The 15,649-nt window shown below is 71.5% G+C and carries 16 protein-coding genes; 9 read left to right on the top strand and 7 right to left on the bottom strand.

From position 1 onward, the window contains the following. Positions 1 to 70: 70 nt before the first annotated feature. The 4 genes from ilvA (at position 71) to ABD466_RS14345 (ending at position 5,590) form a co-directional block, all read left to right on the top strand. Positions 71 to 1,291, top strand: coding sequence for a threonine ammonia-lyase (gene ilvA / locus ABD466_RS14360; RefSeq protein WP_344657518.1), 1,221 nt, complete (start codon positions 71 to 73; stop codon positions 1,289 to 1,291). Between the two features lie 129 nt (positions 1,292 to 1,420). Beyond that, positions 1,421 to 2,437: an ATP-binding cassette domain-containing protein gene (locus ABD466_RS14355; RefSeq protein WP_344657517.1), complete on the top strand. Its 1,017-nt coding sequence runs from the start codon at positions 1,421 to 1,423 to the stop codon at positions 2,435 to 2,437. Continuing rightward, entirely contained in the window at positions 2,434 to 3,291 is an 858-nt protein-coding gene (locus tag ABD466_RS14350) for an ABC transporter permease (protein ID WP_344657516.1), read from the top strand. Before ABD466_RS14355 ends, ABD466_RS14350 begins: the two co-directional genes overlap by 4 nt. A gap of 112 nt (positions 3,292 to 3,403) precedes the next feature. Then, on the top strand, positions 3,404 to 5,590 hold the full coding sequence (locus ABD466_RS14345; RefSeq protein WP_344657515.1) for a serine/threonine protein kinase: 2,187 nt from the start codon (positions 3,404 to 3,406) through the stop codon (positions 5,588 to 5,590). Between the two features lie 62 nt (positions 5,591 to 5,652). Here ABD466_RS14345 and greA read toward each other — a convergent pair whose 3' ends face one another. Both greA and ABD466_RS14335 read right to left on the bottom strand, forming a co-directional pair. After that, positions 5,653 to 6,147, bottom strand: coding sequence for a transcription elongation factor GreA (greA, locus tag ABD466_RS14340; RefSeq protein WP_344657514.1), 495 nt, complete (start codon positions 6,145 to 6,147; stop codon positions 5,653 to 5,655). A 110-nt stretch (positions 6,148 to 6,257) separates the two neighbouring features. Next, positions 6,258 to 6,653 carry a DUF4307 domain-containing protein gene (locus ABD466_RS14335; RefSeq protein WP_344657513.1) on the bottom strand — a complete coding sequence of 132 codons (396 nt, stop codon included), beginning with the start codon at positions 6,651 to 6,653 and terminating at the stop codon, positions 6,258 to 6,260. Positions 6,654 to 6,752: 99 nt separating this feature from the next. Here ABD466_RS14335 and mca point away from each other — a divergent pair, with 99 nt between their 5' ends. Together mca and ABD466_RS14325 are read left to right on the top strand one after the other, a co-directional pair. After that, on the top strand, positions 6,753 to 7,727 hold the full coding sequence (mca, locus tag ABD466_RS14330; protein ID WP_344657512.1) for a mycothiol conjugate amidase Mca: 975 nt from the start codon (positions 6,753 to 6,755) through the stop codon (positions 7,725 to 7,727). Between the two features lie 10 nt (positions 7,728 to 7,737). After that, on the top strand, positions 7,738 to 8,019 hold the full coding sequence (locus tag ABD466_RS14325) for a hypothetical protein (protein ID WP_344657511.1): 282 nt from the start codon (positions 7,738 to 7,740) through the stop codon (positions 8,017 to 8,019). 117 nt (positions 8,020 to 8,136) lie between these two features. Here ABD466_RS14325 and arfB read toward each other — a convergent pair whose 3' ends face one another. Continuing rightward, positions 8,137 to 8,631 (bottom strand): alternative ribosome rescue aminoacyl-tRNA hydrolase ArfB, encoded by a 495-nt coding sequence (gene arfB / locus ABD466_RS14320; RefSeq protein WP_344657510.1) that lies wholly within the window; start codon positions 8,629 to 8,631, stop codon positions 8,137 to 8,139. A gap of 67 nt (positions 8,632 to 8,698) precedes the next feature. Between arfB and ABD466_RS14315 the strand changes: the two genes are divergently transcribed. Next, a complete protein-coding gene (locus ABD466_RS14315) occupies positions 8,699 to 10,627 on the top strand; it encodes a neutral/alkaline non-lysosomal ceramidase N-terminal domain-containing protein (protein ID WP_344657509.1) in 1,929 nt (642 codons plus the stop codon). Between the two features lie 14 nt (positions 10,628 to 10,641). Here the strand turns inward: ABD466_RS14315 and ABD466_RS14310 are convergent, their stop codons facing one another. The 3 genes from ABD466_RS14310 to ABD466_RS14300 are packed head-to-tail and all read right to left on the bottom strand — an operon-like array spanning position 10,642 to position 12,547. Next, positions 10,642 to 11,337 (bottom strand): hypothetical protein, encoded by a 696-nt coding sequence (locus ABD466_RS14310; protein WP_344657508.1) that lies wholly within the window; start codon positions 11,335 to 11,337, stop codon positions 10,642 to 10,644. After that, a complete protein-coding gene (locus ABD466_RS14305) occupies positions 11,334 to 12,191 on the bottom strand; it encodes an ABC transporter ATP-binding protein (RefSeq protein ID WP_344657507.1) in 858 nt (285 codons plus the stop codon). Before ABD466_RS14305 ends, ABD466_RS14310 begins: the two co-directional genes overlap by 4 nt. Further along, positions 12,188 to 12,547: a GntR family transcriptional regulator gene (locus tag ABD466_RS14300; protein WP_344657506.1), complete on the bottom strand. Its 360-nt coding sequence runs from the start codon at positions 12,545 to 12,547 to the stop codon at positions 12,188 to 12,190. The genes ABD466_RS14305 and ABD466_RS14300 overlap by 4 nt, the downstream gene beginning before the upstream one ends. Before the next feature lie 131 nt (positions 12,548 to 12,678). On the opposite strand from ABD466_RS14300, the gene ABD466_RS14295 reads away from it, so the two are divergent. After that, positions 12,679 to 13,197: a SigE family RNA polymerase sigma factor gene (locus tag ABD466_RS14295; protein ID WP_344657505.1), complete on the top strand. Its 519-nt coding sequence runs from the start codon at positions 12,679 to 12,681 to the stop codon at positions 13,195 to 13,197. Next, the gene (locus tag ABD466_RS14290; RefSeq protein WP_344657504.1) at positions 13,194 to 14,114 is read left to right on the top strand and encodes a hypothetical protein; all 921 of its coding nucleotides are present in this window, start codon (positions 13,194 to 13,196) and stop codon (positions 14,112 to 14,114) included. The genes ABD466_RS14295 and ABD466_RS14290 overlap by 4 nt, the downstream gene beginning before the upstream one ends. 17 nt (positions 14,115 to 14,131) lie before the next feature. On the opposite strand, the gene ABD466_RS14285 is transcribed toward ABD466_RS14290, so the two are convergent. Then, positions 14,132 to 15,514, bottom strand: coding sequence for an L-serine ammonia-lyase (locus tag ABD466_RS14285; RefSeq protein ID WP_344657503.1), 1,383 nt, complete (start codon positions 15,512 to 15,514; stop codon positions 14,132 to 14,134). Between the last annotated feature and the right edge of the window lie 135 nt (positions 15,515 to 15,649).

Below are 15,649 nucleotides of genomic sequence, written 5' to 3'. Positions count from 1 at the left end.
ATGCATGCGCCATGCAAGTAGTTACCCCACGCCTCTCGTGGGACGTCCGGTGACCTGCGAGACTGGGATCATGTCAACGGCGACTGTGACCCTGGACGACGTGAAGCGGGCTCGTGAGCTGCTGGAGGGCGTCGCGCGGCGTACTCCGCTGGAGGGGTCGCGGACCCTGTCCGAGCGGTGCGGCGCCCCGGTGCGCTTCAAGTGCGAGAACCTGCAGCGGACCGGGTCGTTCAAGATCCGCGGCGCCTATGTGCGGATCGCCAACCTGGACCCGGCCGAGCGCGCGCACGGCGTGGTCGCGGCCAGCGCCGGCAACCACGCGCAGGGCGTGGCGCTGGCGGCGTCGCTGCTGGACAGCAAGTCGACGGTGTTCATGCCGGAGGGCGCCCCGCTGCCGAAGGTGGCGGCGACCGAGGCCTACGGCGCGCACGTGCGCTTCGCCGGGCACACCGTGGACGAGGCGCTGATCGCGGCCCGGGCCTTCGCCGCCGAGACCGGCGCCACCTTCATCCACCCCTTCGACCACCCCGACGTGATCGCCGGGCAGGGCACGGTGGGCCTGGAGATCCTGGAGCAGTGCCCGGAGGTGCGCACCATCGTGGTGGCCACCGGCGGCGGCGGGCTGCTCGCCGGGATCACGGTGGCGGTCAAGGCCACGCGGCCGGACGTGCGGGTGATCGGCGTGCAGGCCGCGGGCGCGGCCGCGTACCCGCCCTCGCTGGAGGCCGGCGAGCCGGTGCAGCTGGCCGGGATGGCCACGATGGCCGACGGCATCGCCGTCGGTCGGCCCGGCGACGTGCCGTTCGAGCTCATCGCGGCCGCCGCCGACGACGTCCGCGTGGTCTCCGAGGAGTCGCTGTCCAAGGCCATGCTGCTGCTCCTGGAGCGGGCCAAGCTGGTGGTGGAGCCGGCCGGCGCGGCCGGGGTGGCGGCGATCATGGACGATCCGCACGCCTTCGACGGCCCGACCGTCGCCCTGCTCTCCGGCGGCAACATCGACCCGCTGCTGATGATGCGCATGATCCGGCACGGCCTGGTCGCGGCCGGCCGGTTCCTGTCCCTGCGGCTGCGGATCCCGGACCGCCCGGGCGCGCTGGCCAAACTGCTCAGCGAGCTCGGCGAGGCGGACGCCAACGTCATGGACATCGAGCATCTGTGGACGCGCCCCTCGCTGGCCTTCGGCGAGGTGGAGGTCGCGCTGCAACTGGAGACGCGGGGCATCGCGCACGCCGAGACCCTGATCTCGCGGCTGCGCGCGGCCGGGTATCAGCCGGAACCGACGTCCTTCTGAACGGCCGCGCCAGGCTTCGCCCGGAAAATCATTCATCTGTCTTCTGACCTGGGCCGAATCCCCCATACGGCGCACCGTCGGTGATCATATCGGCACAGATTGTCGGCGGTCTGATCTACGGTCGAAGCTATGGCAGCGATCGAGGCCGAAGGTCTGGTGAAGATCTACGGCGGAAACAAGAAAGCCAAGGAGGTCCGCGCCCTGGACGGCGTGGACCTCGCCGTGCCCGAGGGGACGATCCTGGGTCTGCTCGGCCCGAACGGCGCGGGCAAGACCACGGCGGTGCGCGTCCTGACGACGCTGTTGAGACCGGACGCCGGCCAGGCGTCGGTGCTCGGGCTGGACGTCGTCCAGAAGGCCACCCAGGTGCGACGGCTGATCGGCCTGTCCGGCCAGTACGCGGCCGTCGACGAGAACCTGACCGGCCGGGAGAACCTGGTCATGGTCGGACGGCTCTACCACATGGGCAAGGACGCGGCCGCGAAGCGCGCGGTGGAGCTGCTGGACGAGTTCACGCTCACCGACGCCGCCGACCGGCCGTCCAAGACCTACTCCGGCGGGATGCGCCGGCGCCTGGACCTGGCCGCCGCGCTCGTGGTCAAGCCGCCGGTGATCTTCCTGGACGAGCCCACCACCGGGCTGGACCCGCGGACCCGGATCGCGATGTGGGACGTGATCGCCGGGCTGGTGAAGGGCGGCACCACGCTGCTGCTGACCACCCAGTACCTGGAGGAGGCCGACCGGCTCGCCGACTCCATCGCCGTGGTCGACCACGGCAAGGTGATCGCCCGCGGCACCGCCGACGAGCTCAAGGCGCAGATCGGCGGGGAGCGGCTGCAGATCGTGGTCTCCGACCGGCTCCGGCTGGCCGAGGCCGCCGAACTGCTCGGCCGGCTGGGCACCGGCGAGGCCCGGGTGCACGATCAGAGCCGCGAGATCCTGGTCCCGGTGACCGGCGGCGCGCAGCTGCTGATGGAGGCGATCCGCGAGCTGGACGCGGTGGGCATCGGGATCGACGACGTGGCCCTGCGCCGGCCGACGCTGGACGACGTGTTCCTGCAGCTGACCGGGCGGGCCGTGGAGGCCGGCGAGGAGACGGACGAGGAGCCCGAGGCGGACATGGCACGGCAGGAGGTCGCACGATGAGCTCGGACACCCTCGCACCCCCGGTCCCGGTCGGCGGCGGCGGGCCGCTCACCGCGCTGCACGACGCCTGGGTCGTGACCCTGCGCAACCTGCGCCGCATGACCCGCATCCCGGAGATCGTGGTCTTCTCCTCCATCCAGCCGATCATGTTCGTGCTGTTGTTCTCGTTCGTGTTCGGCGGCGCGATCCCGGTGCCCGGCGCCGAGGGCAAGACCGCCTACCGCGAGTTCCTGCTCCCCGGCATCTTCGTGCAGACGCTGGCCTTCACCGCCGCCACCACCTCCGTCGGCCTGGCCGACGACCTGCACAAGGGCCTGATCGACCGGTTCCGCTCGCTGCCCATCTCGCGGTCGGCGGTGCTGGCCGGCCGCACCACCGCGGACTGGATGCAGAACCTGTTCGTGCTGCTGGTCATGGCCACCTGCGGCGTGATCGTCGGCTGGCGGATCAACGACGGCTTCCTGAACGCGGTCGCCGCTTTCGCGCTGCTGATGCTGTTCGCCTACGCGATGAGCTGGATCGGCGCCGTGATCGGCCTGTCGGTGCGGACGGTCGAAGCCGCCAACACCATCGGCTTCATCTGGATCTTCCCGCTGACCTTCCTGTCCAACGCCTTCGTCCCGGCGCGCAAGATCTCCCCGCAGTGGCTGCAGACCGTCGCGGACTGGAACCCGGTGTCGGCGACCGTGCAGGCCCTGCGGCACCTATGGGGAAACCCCGACGGCTACATCGGCACCGCGAACATGCCGTGGCCGATCCGGCACGCGACCTGGGTCTCGCTCTTCTGGTCGCTGCTGATCCTGGCCGTCTTCGTCCCGCTCTCGGTGCGCAAATACCGGTCGGTTTCGGCCTGAGAACGCGCAGAACCGCCGCCGATTCGATCATGGGAGCAACCGATCGCGATGTTCAGACGTCCTATTCTTGGGGAAAGGGGGAGCAGCTAGCAGGGAAGTTTGGGGGGAACCGATGGCTGGGCCGACACCGGGCCAGGTGCTGAACGGCCGCTACGAGCTGCGCAGACGCATCGGCGGCGGATCGATGGGCGAGGTCTGGCGCGGGCGGGACCTGGTCCTGGGCCGCACCGTCGCGGTCAAGGTCGTGCTGCCCGCGCTGCTGGACACGCCGACCTTCCGGGCCCGCTTCGTGGCCGAGGCCCGGGTGATGGCGATGATGGACCACCCCGGCATCGTCGGCGTGTTCGACTACGGCTACGCCGAGACCGACGACCCCGACACCCCGGGCGCCGCCTTCCTGGTGATGGAGTTCATCGAGGGCGAGTCGCTGGACAAGGTCCTGGCCCGCACCGGCCCGCTGGAGCCGCGCTTCGCGCTGAAGGTGCTGGCCTCCCTGCTCGACGCGCTGGCCGCCGTGCACCGCGCCGGGGTCGTGCACCGGGACGTGAAGCCGGCCAACGTCATGCTCACCTCCGGCGGCGTGGTGCTCGCCGACTTCGGCATCGCCCGCTCCGCCGAGTCCCTCGGCCTGACCGCGGCCGACGCCCTCATGGGCACCGTGCCCTACCTGGCGCCGGAGCTGTTCCAGGCCGAGACCCCGACCCCGGCCGCCGACGTCTACGCGGTCGGCATCCTGGGTTATGAACTGCTTTCCGGCCGCCAGCCGTTCCAGGCCGCCAGCACCGCCGCGGTCATGTACCAGCACATGCACGAACCGCCGCCGCCGCTGCCGGACTACGTCGCCGCCCCGGCGGCCGAGGTGCTCTGGCGCGCACTGGAGAAGGACTCCGCCCTCCGCTGGACCGACGGCGCCGACATGGCCGCCGCGATGCGCCGCGTCCTGGAGGGGCCGGTCGAGGTCGGCGAGGAGTACGCGGCCGGGCTGGACTACGGACGCGGACACGCCGGGAACGCGAGCGGGTACGAGGACACGCTGCCCGAGTCCGGCCTCCGGCGGCGGGCGCGGCGCGGAGTCGGCGGGGCGGCCGCCGCGGCGGGCGGGTACGAGCCGGCCGGGGCGTTCGAAGGCCGAGATCCGCTGAATCCGCTGGATCCGCTGACCGACTCCGGGGGCCGACATGGCCGGCCGGCCTACGGCGAGGGGTTCGCGACCCCGGTCGGCGGGTTCGAGGGCGGCTTCGGCGACGGCCTGTACGGCGACGGCACCGCCGACCCCGGCGGGAGACACGGCCGGTCGCCGTTCGAGAACAGTTTCGGCGACCCCTTGGACCGGACCGATCCGCTGGGTGATTCAGGCGGTCGCCATGGTCGCGCCGCGGCGTTCGGGGAGGACGCCGCGTCCGACATCGGCGGCCGCCCCGGTCGGCCGGATCTCGACGAGACCGCCACGCTGCCCGAGTCCGGCGGGCGGCGCGGCCGTCCGTCGCCGGACGCGACCGCGCGTCCGGCCGACCTCCCCGACGCGACCCGGGTCTTCGAGGCGGAGCCCGGCGGGCGGCACGCGAGCCCCACGTCCGAGATCCCGCTGCGGCGCCGGGCCGCCGAGCCGGGAGCGTTCGCGGGTGTGGCGGCTCCTTCGAGCGGCCGCGGCGCGTCCCCCGCGTCGCGGACCGACGCCGCGCGGCGGCGGACCCTGGTGACGGCGGCCGTCGCCGCGCCGGCGCTGCTCGGGCTGACCGTCGCGCTGGTGGTGAACGCATCGGGGTCCTCGCCGTCGTCCGGCGGCACCGGGACCGGCCCGGGCGCCGCGCACCAGGCCGACCTGCCGACCTCGTACGACACCAGCAGCGACGCCGGCAAGGCGTACCCGCCCTCGTCCAGCTCCAGCGCCGGCTACGGGCACTCGTCCCCCCGCGGCCACGGCACCGGGACGTCGGCGTCCGGCTCGTTCTCGCAGTCGGTCACCGGGACCCGCACCTCGGCGGCCACCGCTCCCTACAGCTCGCTCACCGGGCCGTCGACGGTGGCGTCGTCGACGGCGGCGGGCTCGACGCCGACGCTCACCCAGCCGAGCTCGCCGACCTCGACGCCGAGCAGCGCGTCGACCGTCGGGGTCCCGGACGTGACCGGCAAGACCGAGTCGCAGGCCCGCACCACGCTCACCGGACAGGGGTTCCAGGTGGTGGTGGGCACCAAGGACGGCACCGGCACCGGCTGCACCGTCGCTTCGCAGAGTCCCGGCCCCTCGGCCAGCGCCCCCTACGGATCGACCGTGACCATCAACCTGAGCTGCAGCTGACGCGCGAAACCACACGGCCCCCGCGTGACACCGTCACGCGGGGGCCGCCGGAACGGTCCGTCTCACCCCGTGTAGGGCTTCGCGTCGAGCACCTTGACCATCATCGGCTTGCCGTTCGGCAGCTCGTACTCGGCCTGCTCGCCGACCTTCTTCCCGTTGATCGCGCCGCCCAGCGGCGACTGCGTCGAGTACACCTCCATCCCGTCGGCGGCGTCCTCGCGCGAGCCGAGCAGGAAGGTCATGGTGTCGTCCTCGTCGCCGTCGAACGCGATGGTGACGATCGCGCCGGGCACGGCCACGCCGGACTCCACCGAGTCGCCGACCTTGGCGTGCTCCAGGAGCTGGGTGAGCTGGCGGATCCGCAGCTCGATCTTGCCCTGCTCCTCCTTGGCCGCGTGATAGCCGCCGTTCTCGCGCAGGTCCCCCTCTTCGCGAGCGGCCTCGATCTTCTGCGCGATCTCGACGCGGCCCGGTCCCGACAGGTGCTGCAACTCGGCGGTCAGCCGGTCGTAGGCGTCCTGGGTCAGCCAGGTGACGCTGTCGTTGGTCTGGGTCACGGGTACTCCTAGGTTCTACTGATTAGAGGGGCCGTGCTTCAGTCACGCACAGAATGGCGATCGTAACAAGGAGCACGGACAGATAACGCCGGGTTATCGACGGTTGTCGGCTAAGTGAGCCGGCACTCCACCACTTCGCCGGTGATGGCCCGGCTGCTGGTCTTGACCGTCGCGGTGAGCTCCTGGGTCCGGGCGGCGGGGACCGGCACGTCCAGCCGGCCCACCTCGTCCCCGTTCGAGGAGCGGGCCCGCACCGTACAGGTCGCGGCCCGGTCGTCCTTGCGGTTGTCCACCTGGAACCGGACGTCGACGCTGTGGTCGGAGGCGACCTGGTAGCCCAGGACCGTCGCGGTCAGAGGGGGGGTGGCCTGCTTCAGGCCGATGTACGACACCACGCCGGTCAGCGCCAGTACGCCCGACGTCCCCAGGGCGATCCGGCCGCGTCTGGACAGGCGGGAAGACCGCGCGTAACGCGCGACCACCTCGTCCTGCTCCTCGGACGCCAACCCGGCTCACCTGGCTCTCGTGTGACGATGCGCTTCGGATGTGCGCAGTGTCGGACCAATACGCCACTATATTCGGGCGGCTACTGATGGAGGAACACCGTGACGCACGAACTGCGGCTGATGACCGTCCACGCCCACCCGGACGACGAGTCCAGCAAGGGTGCGGCCACCAGTGCGCGGTATGTCCGCGAAGGTGTCGACGTGCTGGTCGTCACCTGTACCGACGGCTCCCGCGGTGACATCCTCAACCCGCAGCTGAAGAAGGACCCTGCGGTCCAGGCCGAGATCGAGGCCAACCTGCCCGAGGTGCGCCGCAGGGAGATGGACACGGCCCGCGCCATCCTCGGGGTGCGCCAGGAGTGGCTGGGCTTCGTGGACTCCGGGCTGCCGGAGGGCGACCCGCTGCCGCCGCTGCCCGAGGGCTGCTTCGCGCTGCAGGAGGTCGAGGCGGCGGCCGAGCCGCTGGTCCGCCTGATCCGGCAGCAGCGGCCGCAGGTCATCGTCACGTACAACGAGAACGGCGGCTACCCGCACCCCGATCACATCATGACCCACAAGATCACCGTCGCCGCCTTCGACGCGGCCGGGGACCCGGACCGGTTCCCGGACGCCGGCGAGCCGTGGCAGCCTCTGAAGCTGTACTACGACGTGATGTGGTCGATCGCGCGGATCGAGGCCGAGCACCAGGGGATGCTGGACCGCGGGCTCGAGTCGCCGTACTGGGAGCTGCTCAAGGAGCGCGCGGGCTGGCCGCAGCGGGAGATCACCACCCGGGTCCCGGTGGGCGAGTACTTCGACGTCCGTGACGCCGCGCTGAAGGCGCACGCCACCCAGATCGACCCGGAGGGGCCGTTCTTCCGCACGCCGAACGAGATCCGGCGCGCGATCTGGCCGACCGAGGACTTCGAGCTGGCCCGGTCGCTGATCGACACGACGCTGCCGGAGGACGACCTTTTCGCCGGCGTGCGCGAGTACGAGGCGGCAGCGCTCGGCATCCCCGCCCGGGACCCGGACTGCGGTGCCGACGGCGGTTGTGAGCAGGGCGCGCACGAGCCGGCCGGAGTGGGCTCGTAGACTGCCTGGCATGAACGCTGTGTCCGGATTGCTCACCCCCGCCTCGACGGTCCTCGCCGACGGCAACAGCCTCGACAAGACCAAGCCGGGGCTGGTCGCGTTCCTGATCATCCTGGTGATGGGCCTGGCACTGTGGGCCCTGCTCAAGAACATGGGCAAGCAGCTGGGCCGGGCGAAGGAGCACTTCGACGCCGAGGACGCGGCGCTGGCCACGCAGGCCGGGACCGCGGAGGCGGTGGCAGAGGTGCCCCAGCAGGACTCCGCGAAGAAGCGGGACGCCGCGACCGAGTAGTCGCGGCGTCGCGTCGCGGCGTCGTCCCCGTGCTCCTCGGCACTTGGCGGGGCGTCCGGCCGCCGCTCGCTGATCGTCAGCGGACGCGGTGGCCGCAGCGGCAGCGGCAGCGATACGTCAGTAGTCGTCGACCCGGCGGCGGTTCTGCTTGACCTGCGCGCGCCGGGCCTTGCTCTCCAGGCGGCGGCGCGTCACGCCCGCCGGGGTCTTCTTCTCACGACGCGGCGGAGGCGGCGGGGCCAGCGCCTCGGCGAGCGCGAAGGCCATGCGGTCGCGGGCGGCCTCGCGGTTCTGCAGCTGGGAACGCTGCTCGCTGGAGGTCACCGACAGGACGCCGTTGCTCAGGCGGCCGGCGAGGCGGTCCAGGGCGCGGTTCTTGAGCCACTCCGGTATCGCCTCGGTGGCGGCCAGGTCGAAGGAGAGCTCGGCGCGGCTGTCGGTGGTGTTCACCCCCTGGCCGCCGGGCCCGGAGGAGCGGGAGAAACGCCACAGCAGTTCGGCGGCCGGGATCGTCAGCTCGGCGAACCGGCGCGGGGTGTGAGCGGCCGGGGGCGCGGCGAGATAGCGGACCGTCAGGGGTCCGCTCACTCCGGTGGTGGTCTCGTCGGCCATGCTTCGATGGTCTCACCCGGGGCGGGGCGCTTGACAGCGGTTATCGGGCGTATGGACGCTGGCCTCCATGACCTTCTTGGCGGGGCGTGGGATCGCCGACATCACCGGTGAGATCGCCGAGATCGGGCTCCTCGGGTATGGCCTGCCCGACCAGCAGGCGGAAGGCCTGCACACCCGGCTGCGGGCCCGGGCTTTTGCCTTCGCGCACGGCGGCCGGCGCCTGCTGCTCGTGGTCTGCGATCTGCCGCTGGTGTTCAGCAGCGTGACGCAGGCCGTCGTGGCGCGGCTGCCCGCCGCCTACACCGAGGCGAACGTCGTCATCACCGCGACGCACACTCACTGCGGCCCCGGGGGTTACTCGCACCACGCCGTCTACAACGGCAACTGTGGGGGGTTCCGGCCGCAGACGTTCCGGGCGATCGTCGACGGGATCCTGGAGGCGGCACGGCGCGCCATCGCGGATCTGGAGCCGTCCACCCTGCGGCTCGGCCGCGGGGAGCTGCGCGACGCGAGCGTCAACCGGGCGCGGCGGGCCTTCGAGCGGAATCCGGAGGCCGACAAGGTCTTCTTCCCGGACGCCGTCGACGCGGCCACCGTGCTGCTGACCGTGGAGCGGGACGGTGAGCCGGTCGGGGTCGTGAACTTCTTCGCCGTGCACGGGACGAGCATGACCAACCGCAACCGGCTGGTCTCGGCGGACAACAAGGGCTACGCCGCCTATCACTGGGAGCGGCAGGTATCAGGGATCGATTATCTGGGGGAGAGCGACGACCCCGGCCTGATCACCGCCTTCGCCCAGACGAACGCCGGCGACCTGTCGCCGAACCTGAACCTGCGGCCGGGCAGCGGTCCGACGGAGGACGAGTTCGAGAACACGCGGATCATCGGCCTGCGGCAGTATGAGGCCGCGGCCCGGCTGCTGGAGTCCCGTGCGGACGCCGAAGTGCTGGAGGGCGGCCTGGACTCCCGCCTGGTGCACGTCGACATGGCCTCGGTCGGCGTCGGCGCGGCGTTCAGCGGCGACGGGCTGCCGCACCACACCTCGCACGCCGTACCGGGCGCGACCGCGTTCGCCGGCGCGCTGCCGGACGGGCCGACGGGATGGCGGTTCGTCGGCGCGGAGCGCAACGTGGTGCTGGACGTCGTGTCCCAGCAGGCGATCTACCGGGTGTCGCGGCGGTTGCGGGATGCGCAGGCCCCGAAGTCGCTGGCCGGGCCCGTGAGCCTGATGAACCGCGTCGTACCGTTCGGCCAGGAGGTCCTGCCGGTCCAGCTGGTGCGGATCGGCGGCCTGTACCTGCTGTGCCTGCCGTTCGAGGTGACGATCGTCGCCGGGCTGCGGTTGCGGCGCACCGTCGCCGGCGTGGTGGGCTCCGACGTGGACCACGTGCTGGTCGTCGGCTACGCCAACGCCTACGGCCACTACCTCACGACGCCGGAGGAGTACGACGCCCAGATGTACGAGGGCGCCAGCACGCTGTTCGGGCGGTGGCAGCTCCCCGCGGTCCAGCAGACGGCCGCCATGCTGGCCACCGCCATGCGCGACGGCCGGCGGGTGGAGCCCGGTACGCCGGCTCCGGATCTGTCCGCGAGGCGCCGGCACCACCCGGCGCGTCCGGGGGCCGACGAGCCGCACTCGCACCGGGACATCGGGCAGCAGCTGACGTTCATGTGGGACGGCCGGACCGCGATCGCGGAGTTCGTCGGGGTGCACCCCGGCAACGATCCGCGCCGGGGCGGGACGTACTTCGAGGTCCAGAAGCGTGAAGGGCTCTACTGGCGCCGCGTCGCCGACGACGGCGACTGGTCGACGCGGATGTACTGGACGCGCCTGCCCTCGGCGCGGGGGACCACGCGGTCGACCGTCCGCATCCAGTGGCACGTGCCGCCGGAGACGCCGACCGGCCGGTATCGCTTCGTGTATCGAGGCAACACCGGCCTGGCGAGGTTCCAGGGCAAGAGTCAGGAGTTCGACGTCACCGACGACGAGTCCTGATTCCCCTTCCCCGGCTAGACGCGGGCCCGCTTCATCAGCACCGCCCATCCGCCGCCGAACAGGACCACCAGCACCAGCGGATACACCGCCAGGTCGGCCAGCATCGGCTGCGAGCTGAAGAAGTCGGCGAACGCGCCGACGCTGTGGGTCAGAGTCAGCAGGACGACGACCAGCGCGCCCAGGACCGCCATGCCCACCGCGAGGACCCAGAGGCCGATCTGGCCGAACGTGCGGAAGACCGCGGCGATGAAGGCCGTCATCGACGACAGCGCGGCCATCGGGACGCCGTAGACCAGCGCCTGGGTGAAGGCGTTGTCCTGGTGGATGTGCGGCAGGTCGATCAGGCGCATGTGGACGAACCAGCCGTCGGTGGCGTGCTCGACGCGGCTCAGCACGGTCAGCCCGACACCCGCCAGCACGGCTTCGGCGGCGATGATCACCATGGTGGCGCGCACGAAGGCGCTCCGGGTGACCGACAGGGCCATCGAGAAGGGGAAGACGTGGTTGACCAGCCAGGGCTGCATGCCGGCGCTGGAGAGGTAGAAGGCGCTCAGGGCGCCGCTGACGCGGCGGTCGTACGGCGTGTCGTGGGCGACCGCGAAGATCACGGCCACCAGGCAGATCGCGATCCCGATGCTGTACCACTGGATCGCGAACGTCTGCTTCAGCTTCAGCGTCTGGATGCGCAGCGCCTTCTCGGTCGGGCTCACTTCCGGTCCCCCTGGTTGGTGGTCAACACGATCAGTTCCTGCAGCGACAGCGGGTCCACGCTGACGCCGTCGGCCGGGCGCTCGGGGCGCCGGGGCAGCGCCACCTTGAGGCGGCCGCCGAGCTCGGAGCGGTGCAGCGGCGCCACGCCCTCGGCGTAGGCGGTGACCGCCTCGGCCGGGCCGGAGACCGAGACCGCCCGGCCGCGCAGCTCGTCGGCGTCCTCGTCGAGCACCACCCGGCCGCCGTCGATCAGCACCACGTGCTCGATCAGGTCCGCCACCTCGTCGATGAGGTGCGTGGACAGCACGATGGTGCGCGGGTGCTCGGCGAAGTCCTCCAGCAGCCGGTCGTAGAAGATCTGCCGGGCCACGGCGTCCAGGCCGAGATAGGGCTCGTCGAACAGGGTCAGGGGCGCGCGCGAGGCCAGGCCGATCACGATGCCGACCGCGGAGAGCTGGCCCCGGGACAGCTTCTTCAGCTGCCGGTCGGACGGCACCTCGAAGTCGCGCACCAGACGCTGGGCGAAAGCCGCGTCCCAGTTGTCGCAGGCGACGGCCGCGGCGGCCAACACCTCGCGCAGCTTGAAGTACGTGGGGTACTTCAGCGACTCGCGGATGAAGCAGACACGTCGCAGCACGGCGTCGTTCTCGCGCGGCGGCTGCCCGAACACCTCGACCCGGCCGGAGCTCTCGAACTCCTGCCCGGTCAGGATCCGCATCAGCGTGGTCTTCCCTGCGCCGTTGCGGCCCAGCAGACCGTGGATGGTGTCCGGCGCCAGCTCCAGCCCGATACCGTGCAGCGCGGTGTGCCCCCGGTACCGCATCGTCAGGTCCTTGACGAGCACGGCGCTCATCGTCCCTCTCCCCACTTCTCGACCAGGCTCTTCACGTCTTCGGCGGTCAGCCCCAGTCGCCGGGCCTCGGCCAGCAGCGGCTCCACGTAATCCCGGGCGAACGCCTCACGCCGCCGATCCAGCACGCGCTGCCGCGCGTCCCCCGCCACGAACATGCCGATGCCCCGCTTCTTGTAGAGGATTCCGTCGGTGACCAGCTGGTTGACGCCCTTGGCCGCGGTCGCCGGGTTGATCCGGTGGAACGCGGCCAGCTCGTTGGTGGACGGGACCTGCGTGTCCGCGGCCAGCGAGCCGTCCAGGATCGCGGCCTCGATCTGCTCGGCGATCTGCTGGAAGAGCGGGCGGCCTTCGTCCATCAAGGGTTCCTGGGTTCATTACTCATGTAACTAACCATGCAAGCGGGTGGACGGCGCTGTCAAGCGGGCGGGGGCATCGTCGATTCCCGCGGCCGTGCAACCATTTCGGGGCGCCCCGGGGTTAGCTCCTCATGAAACGGAGACCTCCACCCGCGGTGGAACCGGGTTTCGCCGAGTTCGTGGCCTCGCGCGCGGCCGCCCTGTTCCGGACCGCGGTGCTCATCGTCGGCGACCGCCACGCCGCCGAGGACCTGGTGCAGAGCGCGCTGGAGCGGACCTATCGGCACTGGGGGCGGGTCTCGGCGATGGAGACGCCGGAGCCCTATGTCCGCCGGATCCTGGCGAACCTGGCCGTCGACCACTTCCGGGCTGTCAACCGTCGTCCGGTGCGGCTGCTGGACCACGACGGCGTGGCGCCGGACCACTCCCCGGACGTCGACGAGCACGACGCCGTCATCAGGGTCCTGCGGGAACTGCCGCCGCGGATGCGCGCCGTGCTGGTGCTGCGCTACTTCGACGACCTCACCGAGGCGCAGGTCGCCGAGGTGCTCGGGATCGCGGTCGGGACCGTGAAGTCGCAGGCCGCCCGCGGGCTGGCGAAACTACGCGAGGCGATGGCCTCCCAGGAGCAGGAGGAGCGCACGGCATGACGGACATCGAAGAGCGACTGCCGGCGATCCTCGGCGCCGAGGCCGACCGGCACGAGGTGCCGGTCTTCAGCGCCCGCGCCATCGCCGAGAACGCGGGACGGAAGGGGTTCCGGCGGCGGCCGGTGCTGCTGCTCGCGGCGATCGGGCTGGCCGGCGCGGCGGGGGCGACCGGGGCGGTGGTCGCGGCCGGCGGCCACGGCGACGGGGACCGGGTGACGGTGACCTTCAAGGGCGGCGGGATCTGGGTGAGCCACACGCCGCCGAAGGTGGACGCGGTGCTGAGCTGGGTGCGAAGCCGGGTGCGGGCGGAAGGGCTGAAGGACGTCAAGGTCTCGATGCCCAGCCAGGATCCGCCGACGATCGTCGTGAGCGGGCACGCCGCGGACCTTCCGCGGCTGCGGATGCTGCGCCTGCCCGGCGCCATGTCTCTGATCGAGATGGAGCGCAGCGCGCCGGCTGACTCGACGACCGCGCCGGTCATGGATGCGAAGTTCTGCGGCGGCGGGGGCCTGGAGTACGGCATCACCGTGCCGGTGTGTGACGAGAACGGCCACGTGTACAGCTCCTTCATCGAGGCCGGCGACTCGTTGCACGTGACCGAGGCGCACGCCGAGCAGCGGCGCCCCGGTCCCGGCGGCTGGGCGATCGTCGCCCGGCTCGACGCCGCCGGTGCCGTGCGCTACGCGTCGTTCCTCGCCACCGTGGCGAAGGCGCAGGACCCGGGGGAAGTGGCCATCGACGGGTACCCCGTGGCCCAGTGGGTCCCCGGACAGCCGCAGCCCGCGCAGACCGGCGTCATCGTGAGCGAGCCCGTGTTCACCGAGCAGCAGGCGAAGGACTTCGCCGTGATCCTGACCAAGCCGATGGCACTCCCCGAGTGGGGCGACGTGACGGTGACCGTGACCCCCGGGGGCTGACCCTCAGGACCCGATGATCAGCATTCGATGACGTTCACCGCGAGTCCGCCGCGTGCGGTCTCCTTGTACTTCACCGACATGTCGCGGCCGGTGTCCTTCATGGTCTTGATGACCTTGTCCAGGGAGACGTGGTGTTTGCCGTCGCCGCGCAGCGCCATGCGCGCGGCGGTGACGGCCTTCACCGCGGCCATACCGTTGCGTTCGATGCACGGGATCTGCACCAGGCCGCCGATCGGGTCGCAGGTCAGGCCGAGGTTGTGTTCCATACCGATCTCGGCGGCGTTCTCCACCTGCTCCGGGGTGCCGCCGAGGACTTCGGCCAGGCCGGCGGCGGCCATGGAGCAGGCCGAGCCGACTTCGCCCTGGCAGCCGACTTCGGCGCCGGAGATGGAGGCGTTCTCCTTGAACAGCATGCCGACGGCGCCGGCGGCGAGCAGGAAGCGGACCACGCCGTCCTCGTCGGCGTCGGGGACGAAGTTCACGTAGTAGTGCAGCACCGCCGGGATGATGCCGGCGGCGCCGTTGGTGGGGGCGGTCACGACCCGGCCCCCGGCGGCGTTCTCCTCGTTCACCGCCATCGCCCACAACGTCGCCCACTCGTTGGCGTGCATCTCGCGGTTGCCCTCGGCGCGCAGCGTGCGCGCGATGCCGGGGGCGCGGCGGCGCACCTTGAGCCCGCCGGGCAGGATGCCCTCGGTGGCGATGCCGGAGGCGACGCACTCGCGCATCACCCGCCAGATCTCCAGCAGTCCCGCGCGCACCTCGTCCTCGGTCCGCCAGGCGAGCTCGTTCTCGAGCATCAGGCCGCTGACGCTGTACCCGGTCTGGCCGGTCAGCTCCAACAGCTCGGCACCGGTGCGGAAGGGGTACTTGAGCACGGTGTCGTCCAGCACCACCCGGTCGGCGCCGACCGCGTCCTCGTCGACGACGAACCCGCCGCCGACCGAGTAGTAGGTCTTGCTCATGAGCGGTTCGCCGTCCTCGTCGTAGGCGAACAGCTGCATGCCGTTGGAGTGGTACGGCAGCGACTTGCGGCGGTGCAGCACCAGGTCGCGGTCCTCGCTGAAGGCGACCTCGGTCGCGTCGCCGCGCTCGGCGCCCAGCAGCCGCAGCCGGCCGCTGGTCCGGATCCGCTCCAGGTCCGGCTCCACGCCGCGCACGTCCACCGTGGCCGGCATCTGCCCCTCCAGCCCCAGCAGCACCGCCTTGGGGGTGCCGTGGCCGTGACCGGTCGCGCCGAGGGAGCCGAACAGTTCCGCGCGTACCCGGGCCACCTTGGGCAGCAGGTCCTCGTTGTCCAGACGCTTGACGAACATCCGGGCCGCGCGCATCGGGCCGACGGTGTGCGAGCTCGACGGGCCGATGCCGATCGAGAACAAGTCGAAAACACTGACCGCCATGGGTGGGTGCCTCTCACGCCTTTGTGTTGAGGGGATGCCGGAACGCCGACCATCTGAGGGTATCAACCGCAGATGGCCGGCATTCCTAACGGAAAGACGCCCAGGAGGTGAATACAGCGTCGCGTAGCGGCCCGA

Origin of the sequence: Catenulispora subtropica, assembly GCF_039531675.1 — a bacterium.
Taxonomy (GTDB): domain Bacteria; phylum Actinomycetota; class Actinomycetes; order Streptomycetales; family Catenulisporaceae; genus Catenulispora; species Catenulispora subtropica.
The sequence above is the reverse complement of the archived record's forward strand: the minus strand, read 5'-3'. Positions and strand labels throughout refer to the sequence as shown.

What these genes read in the sequence shown, in the direction of transcription:
- ilvA (WP_344657518.1), top strand. Translation starts at nt 71, where the DNA reads ATGTCAACGGCGACTGTGACCCTGGACGACGTGAAGCGGGCTCGTGAG.
- ABD466_RS14355 (WP_344657517.1), top strand. Translation starts at nt 1,421, where the DNA reads ATGGCAGCGATCGAGGCCGAAGGTCTGGTGAAGATCTACGGCGGAAAC.
- ABD466_RS14350 (WP_344657516.1), top strand. Translation starts at nt 2,434, where the DNA reads ATGAGCTCGGACACCCTCGCACCCCCGGTCCCGGTCGGCGGCGGCGGG.
- ABD466_RS14345 (WP_344657515.1), top strand. Translation starts at nt 3,404, where the DNA reads ATGGCTGGGCCGACACCGGGCCAGGTGCTGAACGGCCGCTACGAGCTG.
- ABD466_RS14325 (WP_344657511.1), top strand. Translation starts at nt 7,738, where the DNA reads ATGAACGCTGTGTCCGGATTGCTCACCCCCGCCTCGACGGTCCTCGCC.
- arfB (WP_344657510.1), bottom strand. Translation starts at nt 8,631, where the DNA reads ATGGCCGACGAGACCACCACCGGAGTGAGCGGACCCCTGACGGTCCGC.
- ABD466_RS14315 (WP_344657509.1), top strand. Translation starts at nt 8,699, where the DNA reads ATGACCTTCTTGGCGGGGCGTGGGATCGCCGACATCACCGGTGAGATC.
- ABD466_RS14305 (WP_344657507.1), bottom strand. Translation starts at nt 12,191, where the DNA reads ATGAGCGCCGTGCTCGTCAAGGACCTGACGATGCGGTACCGGGGGCAC.
- ABD466_RS14300 (WP_344657506.1), bottom strand. Translation starts at nt 12,547, where the DNA reads ATGGACGAAGGCCGCCCGCTCTTCCAGCAGATCGCCGAGCAGATCGAG.
- ABD466_RS14295 (WP_344657505.1), top strand. Translation starts at nt 12,679, where the DNA reads ATGAAACGGAGACCTCCACCCGCGGTGGAACCGGGTTTCGCCGAGTTC.
- ABD466_RS14290 (WP_344657504.1), top strand. Translation starts at nt 13,194, where the DNA reads ATGACGGACATCGAAGAGCGACTGCCGGCGATCCTCGGCGCCGAGGCC.
- ABD466_RS14285 (WP_344657503.1), bottom strand. Translation starts at nt 15,514, where the DNA reads ATGGCGGTCAGTGTTTTCGACTTGTTCTCGATCGGCATCGGCCCGTCG.